Source organism: Rhodospira trueperi, assembly GCF_900101965.1.
Taxonomy (GTDB): Bacteria; Pseudomonadota; Alphaproteobacteria; order Rhodospirillales; family Rhodospirillaceae; genus Rhodospira; species Rhodospira trueperi.
Window position 1 is genome coordinate 21,857 of the sequence record NZ_FNAP01000020.1, and the last position, 11,494, is coordinate 33,350.

At 66.5% G+C, this 11,494-nt stretch carries 10 protein-coding genes and 1 tRNA gene; 6 read left to right on the forward strand and 5 right to left on the reverse strand.

The genetic code is table 11. From position 1 onward, the window contains the following. Positions 1-41: 41 nt before the first annotated feature. Entirely contained in the window at positions 42-308 is a 267-nt protein-coding gene (gene rpsT, locus BLS85_RS17165; protein ID WP_092787970.1) for a 30S ribosomal protein S20, read from the reverse strand. A 388-nt stretch (positions 309-696) separates the two neighbouring features. On the opposite strand from rpsT, the gene BLS85_RS17170 reads away from it, so the two are divergent. Then, the gene (locus tag BLS85_RS17170) at positions 697-1,404 is read left to right on the forward strand and encodes a Crp/Fnr family transcriptional regulator (RefSeq protein ID WP_092787971.1); all 708 of its coding nucleotides are present in this window, start codon (positions 697-699) and stop codon (positions 1,402-1,404) included. A gap of 204 nt (positions 1,405-1,608) precedes the next feature. Continuing rightward, positions 1,609-2,619, forward strand: coding sequence for a hypothetical protein (locus BLS85_RS17175; protein ID WP_143027241.1), 1,011 nt, complete (start codon positions 1,609-1,611; stop codon positions 2,617-2,619). A gap of 27 nt (positions 2,620-2,646) precedes the next feature. On the opposite strand, the gene BLS85_RS17180 is transcribed toward BLS85_RS17175, so the two are convergent. The 3 genes from BLS85_RS17180 to BLS85_RS17190 form a co-directional block, all read right to left on the reverse strand. Continuing rightward, on the reverse strand, positions 2,647-2,946 hold the full coding sequence (locus BLS85_RS17180) for an ETC complex I subunit (protein ID WP_092787973.1): 300 nt from the start codon (positions 2,944-2,946) through the stop codon (positions 2,647-2,649). Positions 2,947-3,026: 80 nt separating this feature from the next. Next, positions 3,027-3,103 (reverse strand) — tRNA-Pro (locus tag BLS85_RS17185). A 283-nt stretch (positions 3,104-3,386) separates the two neighbouring features. Further along, positions 3,387-3,938 carry a DUF192 domain-containing protein gene (locus BLS85_RS17190; RefSeq protein WP_092787974.1) on the reverse strand — a complete coding sequence of 184 codons (552 nt, stop codon included), beginning with the start codon at positions 3,936-3,938 and terminating at the stop codon, positions 3,387-3,389. A gap of 107 nt (positions 3,939-4,045) precedes the next feature. Here BLS85_RS17190 and BLS85_RS17195 point away from each other — a divergent pair, with 107 nt between their 5' ends. From BLS85_RS17195 to BLS85_RS18875, 4 genes are all read left to right on the forward strand, one after another. After that, positions 4,046-4,477, forward strand: coding sequence for a gamma-glutamylcyclotransferase family protein (locus tag BLS85_RS17195; RefSeq protein WP_092787975.1), 432 nt, complete (start codon positions 4,046-4,048; stop codon positions 4,475-4,477). A gap of 110 nt (positions 4,478-4,587) precedes the next feature. Beyond that, the gene (locus BLS85_RS17200; protein ID WP_143027242.1) at positions 4,588-5,598 is read left to right on the forward strand and encodes a hypothetical protein; all 1,011 of its coding nucleotides are present in this window, start codon (positions 4,588-4,590) and stop codon (positions 5,596-5,598) included. 781 nt (positions 5,599-6,379) lie between these two features. Beyond that, the gene (locus tag BLS85_RS17205; RefSeq protein ID WP_092787977.1) at positions 6,380-8,176 is read left to right on the forward strand and encodes an acyl-CoA dehydrogenase; all 1,797 of its coding nucleotides are present in this window, start codon (positions 6,380-6,382) and stop codon (positions 8,174-8,176) included. Between the two features lie 195 nt (positions 8,177-8,371). After that, positions 8,372-8,704 carry a hypothetical protein gene (locus BLS85_RS18875; RefSeq protein ID WP_143027243.1) on the forward strand — a complete coding sequence of 111 codons (333 nt, stop codon included), beginning with the start codon at positions 8,372-8,374 and terminating at the stop codon, positions 8,702-8,704. Between the two features lie 216 nt (positions 8,705-8,920). Here BLS85_RS18875 and BLS85_RS17210 read toward each other — a convergent pair whose 3' ends face one another. Continuing rightward, a complete protein-coding gene (locus BLS85_RS17210) occupies positions 8,921-11,065 on the reverse strand; it encodes a DEAD/DEAH box helicase (RefSeq protein ID WP_092787979.1) in 2,145 nt (714 codons plus the stop codon). Positions 11,066-11,494 lie beyond the last annotated feature (429 nt).

Genomic DNA, 11,494 nt, shown 5'->3' on the forward strand with positions numbered 1-11,494 from the left:
TGGTCCGGGGCTTCGCACCGCCCGGACACACCGCGAGGAGATCAGGTCCCCAGCGCCTTCACCCGGGCGGAGAGGCGGGAGATCTTGCGCGCGGCCGTGTTGCGGTGCAGCACGCCCTTGGTCACGCCGCGATGGATTTCCGGCTGCGCGGCACGGAAGGCGGCGCGGGCCTGCTCCGCGTCACCGCTGGCCACGGCCGTTTCCACCTTTTTGATGAACGTGCGGATGCGGCTGATGCGCGAATGGTTGATTTCGGTACGGCGCGCGTTGCGACGAATTCGCGTCTTTGCCGACTTATGATTGGCCATGGGTGCTCGCGTTCCCTGCGCTCAAAGACATTCGGTGATGAGTGGCGGTTCGGGGCCGTCGTCCCGATAGGGGGGCGGCCGGCACAAAAACAGACGAAACGCCCCGCGAGCCTGCACTCCCAGGGTCGGTCGCCCCATCCGGAAGGCGCGGTTTATACGCCCACCGGCGCGCGCCGTCAACCTCATGATCGCGGCTTGACACCACCCGAGGAGCCGAGGCGCCGCCTATTCTCTCCTGATCAGAAAAGATCGCCCCGAAAATCAGTCGAGCCATCGTTTCGCGCGAACCTTCAGGATCATGCACTTTCCCTGATGGCGTCTTCCGTGTATCCTTCTGGCCTGAGTTGTGTCGCTGCGGCTTTGATAAACTTGGGAGGATTGAGTGTCCGTGCCGTCCGATCCCTTGGCGCGTTTCACCCTGTTCGAGGAGACGGCTCCCGACGTCCGACAGCAGTTGGCGACGCTGTGTTATCACCGCTCGTTCGCGCCGCGTCAGATGATCTGTGACGTCAGCAGTCCGGGGCACGACGTCATGTTCATTCTGGAGGGCAGCGTCTCCATTTCAAGCTACTCAAGCAGTGGCCGCGAGACTTCTTTCGCGCACCTTGAGGCCGGCGACTACTTCGGGGAAATCGCCGCCATCGACGGGTTGCGCCGGTCCGCCACCGTGACCGCGCGAACCGGTGTCGCTCTGCTTGTCATGCCGGGCGACAGCTTCCGAGCGCTTCTCCGGCAGCACCCCGCCATCGCCTGGCGGGTCATGTTACGGATGACCGAAGTGATCCGGAGCGCCAACGAGCGGGTGCAGAGTTTCTCCACCCAGAGCGTGACTCAACGCGTCTGTCAGGAGTTGCTCAACCTGTGCAAGCCCAGTCAGGCGGTCCGTGGTGCCTTCATCGTCTATCCGGTGCCGACACAGGCCAATCTCGGCGCCCGCATCGGCGCCAGCCGCGAGACGGTGGCCCGCGTATTGCTTGACTTGGCCCAGGACGGCATCATCAGCCGCAAGGGGCGCACCCTGACCATTCCGAACCGCGAACACCTTGAGGCGTTGGTCGAGGGCCTGCGCGGCGGCGCACAAGCCCGGGTGGCCTGATCCGGGATCACCTCAGGATCGTGACATGTCGGTAAGTTGGCAGGGTTCGATTCGATCCTCGAACAGGATTCCCGAAACGCTCCCTTTGTGTCATGATGCGCGGGCGATTTTGACGGTATCGGTTGCCTCATGAGCGATTCAGCGGACCCGACCAAGCCCGATGCTCCCGAGACACCTCCGCCTGTCACCGCGCGGCAGGAAACGGTGGAGTTCGAGCACTATTTCTTCAAGAAGGTGGAGGATATCTACTTTCGGCTTGACCCGGCGTCCAAACAACCGCTCGCCATCGTGAGCCTGGGCGCCGAGGAGGTCAGCCTGTCCTTCGCTGGCATCCAGAAGGAATTCAACATCCCCTCCGACAGCCACGACGGCGCCCTGCTGGCGCTCATGGCCAAGGGTCTGAATTTCGTCAAAGGGTTGCGCATCGGCGATCCGATCCCCAAGGAGATCCTGAGCGGCGATCCCTCCTGGGAGCCCAAGACAAAACACCGTCAGATCGCCTACAACCGTCTGGCCGTGCAGATTCTTGGCTGGCTGTCGGGCGACGAGCATATCATCACCAATCCCGACGAGCTGGTGCAGGTGGCCGGCGATTCGACCTTCCGCAAGCAGGTCAACGAGGCTTTCGGCGAGGCGGCCCGCAGCCTCGGCCTTCCCAGCAAGGAGCACGTCACGCACCTCATCGAGGACTTGTCCCACGAACTGTCCTACATTGAGGCGTTACGAGACGAATTCACAACCATTCAGCGCGCGTACGATAAGGCCAAGGGCCTGCGGAAGGCCTACGCCGGTGAGCGCAGCCAGTTGACGACCGTGGACTCCCTGCTGCGCCTGTTCAACAGCGCGATCGAGGACTTCGGCGAGCGTTTTGAAACCGTCGATGCCCAAACCGGCGAGATCATGTCCGCGCTGAAGAACCTGGATACCGTCAAAGCCTACCTCAAGGAACACCGCAACGAATTGCGAACCCGCTTGGTGGTCTGGGATGACATTCTCCTCAAGTGGTTTGAGCAACCCATGAGGGCGGGCCGGGACATGGAAGACCTTATGGCGGAGACCTATCGCTTCCTCGCCCCGCGTTATATGCCGGTCGACAAATGGGTGATGATGACCCAGTTGCAGGACACGGTGAAGCGGGCGCCCCTCAAGTCGACGGACATCCGGAAGGACAAGGAGAAGGTCAAGTATATTGGTGGCCGGATGTCTTGGTCATGACACTGCCCGACCAACAGGATCTTCTGCTCAGCTGACCTTGTCGAAGGCGAAGTTGTCGGCGTAGCTCTTCAACTGGTGGGTCCGCGCCGTCGCTTCCTGCACCCGCACGGCCCAACCGTTGCGGCGGGCGTGCGCCACGGCCTCCTGCTTACTGGGAAAGGTCAGGCGCACCTGGCCCGTCGTGGTCCCCTGGCCGACCCAGCCCATCAGGGCGTCGTTGCGCTGGGGGCGATCCGGTTCGAACTCCAGCACCCATCGCCGAGAATTGCCGCGTCCGGACTGCATGGCGGACTTCGCGGGCTGGTAGATTCGCACGGTGCGGGTCATGTCTGGCCTCTTCTCGGTTCGTTGACGGGCCTGCCGGTGACGGGCGACAGCGGACGGATGCAGACAGCCGCCATCAGGGCTGGTCGGGGCGAGAGGATTCGAACCTCCGGCTTCTAGCTCCCAAAGCTAGCGCTCTACCAGGCTGAGCTACGCCCCGATGCACTGACGCGACCCTTTGATCTAGCCGCTCCGGGGAGCCGGGGCAAGAGTCACAGATCCGTCCCGCAGGGCAATCGGGTGAATGCACTGTTGACGAAATGCGAAACGTCGTAGGGCGGGTTCGCGCCGAAGGCGCAACCCGCCGCATCGCCGCCACGCGGCGGATTGCCCCGCTTCGCGGGGCGAATCCGCCCTACCTTAACAAAAGTTGGTGGGGCGTTTCGCCACACGGCACACGCCCCCCGCGTCTTTGCGACCACACACCCGTTCACCCGATTGCCCTAATCCGTCCCGGCGTCCGGGGCGGTGTTGCCGAACAGGGCATGACGCACCTGATCGCCCACCTCGATGCCCAACAACCGGCACGTGCCCGCCCTCAGTTCCAGGACGGCCCGGATCGGTCCCCGGGCCGTGATGGTCTCCTCCGACAGAGGCGTGGTATCGGCCGCGATCCGCCAGATGCGGCCATCGCTTTCCAGAAACAGGATATCGAGCGAAAGGTATGTGTTCTTCATCCAAAACGCGCGCGGGCCGATGCCCCCGAAATCAAACAGCATGCCATGGTCCGGCGCCATTTCCCGCCGGTACATCAGGCCGCGCGCGCGCTGCGTCGGCGTGCGGGCAATCTCGACGGTGAAATCATACCGACGCCCGTCGTGCGTGACGATCTCCACCCCGTCGACCTCGAAAGCCACGGGCGCGGCGGCACGGGCGTCGACCCCGGACCCCAGAACCGACAGCGCGACAACCGCCGCCACGAGAACCCTCGCCGCCACAGCCCCCCACGGCGACCGGTGAACAAAGGAGCGGGAAACAGCGGCGTAACCAGTCATGGGATCGGGCTCCGATTTTCGACAGGGCGGGACAGACCGACTATACTCCGCCTCGAGGTTGTCAGGACAAGGGCGCCGTCCAAGGGACGCGGCGGCGGCAGGGCTGCATGGCACGACTCTACTTGGCCTACGGGTCGAATCTCAGTACCGCGCGCATGGCCGGGCGGTGTCCGGCGGCCAGTCCCGTCCGACCCGTGACCGTCGCGGGCTGGCGGCTGCGGTTTGACAAAGTGGCGACCATCGAGCGCGCTGCGGACGGCAGTCTTCCGGCGGCCCTGTATCGGATCACGGCAGGCTGTGAGCGGACCCTGGACACGCTGGAAGGCGTGACGGAGGGACGATACCGCCGCGTCTGGCTGACCCTTCCCGCCGAAACCGGGGGGGACCACCGGATTCTCAGTTACATCAAGATCGATGCCCGGCGCGGACCGCCCACCGGGGCCTATGTCCGCCACATCGCCGCCGGGTACGACGATTGGGGGCACGACCTCACGGATCTGGTGGCCGCCCTGCGGCGCTGCCGTCCCGAGGCGTCGTGAGTCATGAACACCCGGCGGACCTGGACGCGCCCGACTGTTTCCCAATATCCTCTTCTCATGATCCTGCCGCCCGCCCCCTTGTTTCCGAGTCTCGGTAGAGGACACGCCCCATGTCTCGCGCCCCTGGAATGACCGTTCTTACTGCCGCCCTCGCGCTGGCCGGATTCGCCGGGCCGGCCGCCGCCGCGGGGCCGGAACTGCCCATCCACACCGCCAGCGACGCGGGCAGCTATCACACCAAGCTGTGCCCCCCCCTCGCCCAGCACATCAAGGACAACCAACAATTCCTGTCCCCGGCCTGCACACCCTCCGCCGGCAGCGCCGAGAACTACGGTCTGGTCCAGCAAACGCCCGGTGCGCTGGGGCTGGCACAGTTCGACGTCATCGCCAACCTGCTCGCGGCGGAGCCGGAGGAGGCGACCCCACCCGTCTCCATCGTCGAGCGGACCGGCGTGCGCGAGTGCCTGTTCGCCGTCAGCAACGCCGAGACCCCCCTGACCTTCAAGGACATCCGCGAGGCCGCCGCCGTCGCCGCGTTTCACCTGCCGCCGGAGGGCAGCGGCTCCGCCGCCACCTTCGCCTTCATGCAATCGCTGCATCCCGACGACCTGGGCGCCGCCTTCAGCGTGACGCACGAGGCCGACACCATGGAGATGCTGCGCGCGGTCGCGCAGGCCGATCAGACCGTGGTCGGGCTGTTCGTCCAGTTTCCGGATCTGTCCTCCAAGGCGTTCGAATACATCAACAAGGCCGGCCTTCAGGTCATCGGCGTGGGTAGCCGCGCCATGTCCACGGCCCGCGTCGCCGACCAGCGCGTCTACACCGTCCAGGAGGTCGCCACGAGCGAGGGCGGGTGGTTCTCCAGCGCCGAGACGGCGCGCACCATGTGCACCGAGGTGGTCATCATCGCCGCCAATCCAGAGGCGGTTTCCGACGTCGGCGCGGGCAAGCGGCTCGCGTTGATGACCAAGGCCCTGGACGGCTTCGACATGGCGGAGATTGCCGCCGCCGATGATCGCGACTGGTTGGCGCGCATGCTCGATTCGGCCAAGGAAGTGACCGGCCCGGCCGCCGAGAGTTTCCTGACCGAGGTCGAGGAGGCCACCGGCGGAATGCTGTAGGACCGGCGGTCCCGCATGGGCCGACCGAGAGGATATACAAACCAGCGCTCGCGGCAGGGGATTTCGTGCACAAACCGTGACCGTCAGCGCCCGGATAAAACTGGCACGCGCCGTGCTTAGACAGGGGATGACAGGGGTCGCACCCCCCCTCCGGCGAACCTGTCACGTGGGGCGCGCGGCGCTTTTGTGTCCACGCTCGCGTGTCCGCTTACCCGTCCGGCTTTTCGTTCACGGTGTTCGGAACCGTGGGCCAGCTGACCGGACGGCGGAGCGGGGATCGGTAATGGCGTGTTGCTCCCTCTCTTCGCCTTGCCGGTCCCCGCCAGCCGCCCTCTCCCCTTCTCGCTCCCTCATCTTCATCTCACGCCCCGGGCCTGTCCGGGCGCGCCGCTTCGTCATGTCGCCCCGGCCGACGGATCGGCGCGCCACCGCGTTCGCGGATATCCTGACTCGCTGTGTCAGATTGCGTGTCGCGGGTCAGACCGCGTGTCAAATTGACTTGCGCCTTGCGACATCGAGAAAAAAATCCCGCCCGCCCAGGATACGCCACGCCGCCGGTTGCATACAGGGCGCGCCGCTCACCGGCTCCGACACCCCGGACCCCGTCCGTCCAGGCACCCCCGGAGAGACGCGGCCATGCACCGAAAACACGTGATTGCAGGTGGTTAAGGCGGTACGGTAAGAGCCGGTGGGATGGCGCGGCACGCAATCCTGTGGCCAAGGCAACAACGGCGCCTCATAAGGGCCGTTGGTCACCGAAAGCAACCGAAGGAGGTCCGTCATGAGTTCCTACGTGGCGCCGCTGGACGACATGCGCTTTGCCCTTGACCTCGCCGGCCTACTGGACATTGCGGCCCTGCCCCCGTTCGCCGAGGCCACGCCCGACCTGATCGACGCCGTGCTGGAAGAAGCCGGCAAGTTCGGCGCCGGCGTGCTGGCCCCGATCAACGAAATCGGTGACCGCCAGGGCTGCACGCTGGATCCGAGCGGCACCGTGCATCTGCCCGAGGGCGCCGTCGAGGCTTATCAGCAGTTCATCGAGGCGGGCTGGAACAGCCTGCCCTTCGATCCCGAATACGGCGGCCAGGGGCTGCCCGGCGTGGTCGGCGTCGCGGTTCAGGAAATCTGGCAGGCGGCCAACATGGCCTGGGCGCTGTGCCCGCTATTGACCACCGGCACCATCGAGGCCCTGTCCGCCCACGGCACAGAGGAGCAAAAGGCCCTCTTCCTGCCCAAGCTGGTCAGCGGTGAATGGACCGGCACCATGAACCTGACCGAGTCGCAGGCCGGCTCCGATCTGGCGCAACTGCGCTGCAAGGCGGAACCCGCGCCCGACCTGGGCGAAGGCGTGTTCCGGATCACCGGCCAGAAGATCTTCATCACCCACGGGGACCATGAGGCGGCGGAGAACATCTGCCATCTGGTGTTGGCCCGCCTGCCAGACGCGCCTCCGGGGGTGAAGGGCATCTCTTTGTTCCTGGTGCCCAAATTCCTGGTGAACCCCGACGGATCCCTGGGGGCGCACAACGACGTCAAGGCGGTCTCTCTGGAGCACAAGCTGGGCATCCACGGCAGCCCGACCTGCGTCATGGCCTTCGGCGATGAGGGCGGGGCCATCGGCACCCTGGTCGGCGAGCCGCACCGCGGGCTCGCCTGCATGTTCACCATGATGAACAACGCCCGCCTCAACATCGGCCTGCAGGGAATCGGCATCGCCGATCGCGCCTATCAGCACGCCGTCGCCTTCGCCAAGGAGCGCGTGCAGGGCGTGGACGTGACCGACCCGGCCACCGGCAAGACCACCATCGTGCATCATCCGGATGTGCGCCGCATGCTGATGCACATGCGCGCCAAGACCGAAGCCGGTCGGGCGCTGACCTATTACGCGGTGGCGCAGATGGACCTGTCCAAGGCGCACCCTGACGAAGCGGCGCGGGCGGCGGCCAATGTGCGCGTCGATCTGCTGACCCCGGTGGTCAAGGCCTGGAGCACCGAGGTCGGCTTCGAGGTCTCCGACCTGGGCGTTCAGGTCCACGGCGGCACCGGCTACATCGAGGAAACGGGCGCCGCCCAGCACATGCGCGATGCCCGCATCTGCCGTATCTACGAGGGCACCAACGGCATCCAGGCCATGGACCTCGTGGGCCGCAAGGTGCTGCGCGACAAAGGGGCCGGCGTGCGCGTCCTGCTGGCCGAGATGCGCGAGACAGAGGCGGCGCTGAAGGCGGCGCCGGCCGATGTCGCGGTAATGGCCGGGAGCTTCGCCCGGGCGGTGGACGACCTTGAGAATACCACCACCTGGATCCTGGAGCACGCCTCCCCGGCGGCCGCGCAAGGGGCCAGTACGCCCTACACCTTCCTGTTCGGCCTTGCCGCCGGCGGATGGCTGATGATGAAGGCGGCGCTAGAGGCGCGCCGGCGTCTGGATGCGGGCGAGGGCAATCCCGCCACCTGGAAGGCCAAGATCGGCACCGCGCACTACTACGCCGACGCCGTGCTGCCCTTCACCGCCGCGCACCGGGCGGCGGCGGAGGCCGGCCCGGACAGCCTGATGGTGCTGGAAGAGGACTGGTTCTGAGGGGGAACGGGCGGGCAGGCCACGTCCGCCGGGGCCGTGAATCCCGGCTTGTCGGGCTATCGGATTGACACAACTCTACTTGCGGTCGTCATTGCGAGGAGCACAGCCCATATTAAAACATGGGGCAATCCAGGGTGAGCCTGGGTGTTCTACGCTCTGGATTGCTTCGCCCTCGTCTTGCGACGAGGGTTCGCAATGACGAGTCAAGATGTCGCGCGAGCGAAGAGCCGCCGCTTCGGCGGAAAGACGTGTGAATACGATAGGCGTGTCGGGAAGGGGCTGGCGCGGCTTGAGGGTCCGGTGGCGCTGTGGATGTCGCTGGAGTGCGTGCGCGCACCGGAGACTGCGGACGGCCGTCCGCAGTCCTCCCTGATTCTGAGCAACGGCCTGCTGTCGTTCGTGGGGCGGGAACTGGCGTTCCCACCCACCCCGGCGCCGCCGATGAAATCCGACAGGCGAGAGCAAGTCCCGAGCGATCCGGCGCGGTTCAAGCCGACATCATCGCATACCGCCCAACCGAAGCGATGACTCGTCATCACCTGATGGGCATCGTGCTGCCCCAAAAGATCCCTCGCCCCTTCGGGGCCTCGGGATGACGGTTCTATTCAAAAACAACACGACTTGATCCTGAACCGACCCAAGGCCGGGAGGGACCTCCAGCCTCAGCGGTCCGCCGTCCCGGCAGGATGGGTCAGGTCAAACGCCGCCCGGGACAACGCATTCCCTGCGACGCGACCGCTGGCCCTACGCCTCGGCCGCCGGGTCCGGCTGGGATTCGGCCGGCGATTCGGCGTCGTCCGTGGTGGCGTCCGCTTTTTTTCGGCTGCGCGCGCGACGCGGTTTCGGTTTGGGTTCGGCATTGCCGGACCCATCATCCGCGCCATCCGCACCGCCGGTCTCCTCTGACGCAGCCTCACTCGCCTTGGTCCGACGCCGGGAACGCTTGGGTTTGGGTGCCGCGCCGCCCTCCGTTTCAGCCGGCCCCGACGCATCGACGGACGCATCCGCAGCGTCGGCGGACGCATCCGCGTTGGTGTCGGCGTCGGCCGCCGGCTCGGCCGTCTTGCGACGCCGTGCACGTTTCGGCTTTGCGGGCGCGGCATCGGTCTCGGCACCGGCTTCCGTTTCGGCCCCGGTTGCCGTCTCGGCGGAGGCAGCGGCACCATCCTCGGGTTCGGCCTTCCGACGGCGCGTGGCCCGACGCTTGCGCGGAGGCGGTGCCTCCACGTCGGTGATGTCGGACTCAGGTGCCTCCGGCGTCTCCGTGACCGTTTCTTCGGGGACAGCGACATCCTGGGACGTCGCCTCACCCTCACCGTCGCCCTCCCCGTCTTCCGGCCGCTCGTCCCGGCGCCCATGCCGCTTGCGTTCGCCGCGCCGGGAGGCGGGGGCCGCCTTACGCACGTCACGAGTCCGGGTCTTGCCGCGCCGGCCGGTGCGCGCGCGCTCACCGGTCGCGGCCTCCTCGTCCTCGTCCCCGCCGCCGGACACCGGCGAGCCCATGGGCACGAGCGTGGTGGTGACGAAGAAGGCGGGGGTGTGATCGCCGAACGCAACCACGTCATCGGCGTGCGACATGGCGCGAACGCCGTCACGATCCTCCCCGCTTCGGCTGCGACCCCCGCGCCGGCTCCGCGTGGAGCGGTCCTCGGCTGCCTTGGGTCGGCTGGCGCGGCCATCGCTTCGGCTGGTCGGGCGGCTGTCGCCCCGGGGTTCGCGGCGGCGGCGATTGCCGCTTTCGGACGCGCCGTCCTCGGTCATGATGCTGTCCAGTCCTTCCAGGGGCATGCGCGGAATGGACCGGCCCAGAAGGGATTCGATGGCCGCCACGTACTTGGCGTCGTCCGACGTCGCCAGACTGAACGCGGCGCCCTCCTTTCCGGCCCGGCCGGTGCGGCCGATGCGGTGGACATAGTCCTCGGAATGCGTGGGAATGTCGAAGTTGATGACATGGGAAACGTCATCGATATCCAGGCCGCGCGCCGCCACGTCAGAGCAGACCAACAGATCGGCCTCGCCGTCCTTGAAGCGGCGCAGCATCTCGTTCCGAGTCGGCTGGTCCATGTCGCCGTGCAGCGAAATGCAGTTGAACCCGTGCTTTTTCAGGGACCGGTTCAGGACGTCCACATCGCGCTTCCGGTTGCAGAAGATGAAGGCGTTGCGGACGGATTCGCTGCGCAGGATGTGGCGCAGGGCCTCGCGCTTGTCGATCCTGGACACCATGGCCAGGAACTGGGTCACGGTCTCCGCCGCCGTGGCGCGCCGTTCGATGCTGACTTCGCGCGGGTTGGACAGGAAGGCGTCCGCCAGCTTGCGGATTTCCTTGTCCATGGTGGCGGAGAAGAACAGCGTCTGGCGCAGCGGCGGCAACAGGGTGACGATGCGTTCGACATCGGGGATGAACCCCATGTCGAGCATGCGGTCAGCCTCGTCGATGACCAGCACCTTGACGTCGCGCAGCAGCACCTTGCCGCGCTCGAACAGGTCGAGCAGGCGGCCGGGCGTGGCGATCAGCACGTCGACACCCTTGTCGAGCGCCCTCATCTGGTCGCCCATGCTCTCGCCGCCGATCAGCAGCGCCATGTCCAGCTTGTGATACTTGCCGTAGGTGGTGAAGTTGTCGGCCACCTGGGCGGCCAGTTCGCGGGTGGGCGCCAGGATCAGCGAACGCGGCATGCGCGCCTTGGCCCGGCCGTTGGCGAGAATCTCGATCATCGGCAGGGTGAAACCGGCGGTCTTGCCCGTGCCGGTCTGGGCGATGCCCAGGACATCGCGTCCCATCAGGACATGAGGGATGGCCTTTTCCTGGATCGGGGTCGGATGTTCGTACCCCACTTCTTCAATGGCCCGGAGTGTCTCCGGCGAAAGGCCGAGATCGGCGAATGTCATGGTGGTCAGGTTGGTCCTCGGGATCATAAAACGGGGGAGATGTACGTGACGGGCCGCCACCCGGCACCAACGAGACCGCGCCCCCATGACGCGGAACCGCCCTCGTCGCGGCGGTCGCCCGGCTGTTCTGTTTCCCCTGGGTGGCGGCCCCCGGGTGGCGCCGCGCCGCCCGATCCGGGAAGGCGGGATATCGCGACCACAGCCGGAAGCGCACTCGGGCACGTCTTGAAGGCCGGGGCACGCGCGACAGTTCGCCCACCGTGGATGGTGCGCCGAATCCCGCGCATCATAGGGCGAGACCCGACGCTGTCAATGATCCCGGTCGCGATCCCACGGCAACGGGCTCAGGTTAACGGCCGAGGGCTGATTTCAGTGGCGAACGGGATTCGAGGGTGATTCAACAGGCGTCTGCCCCCCAGAACCGGAGCC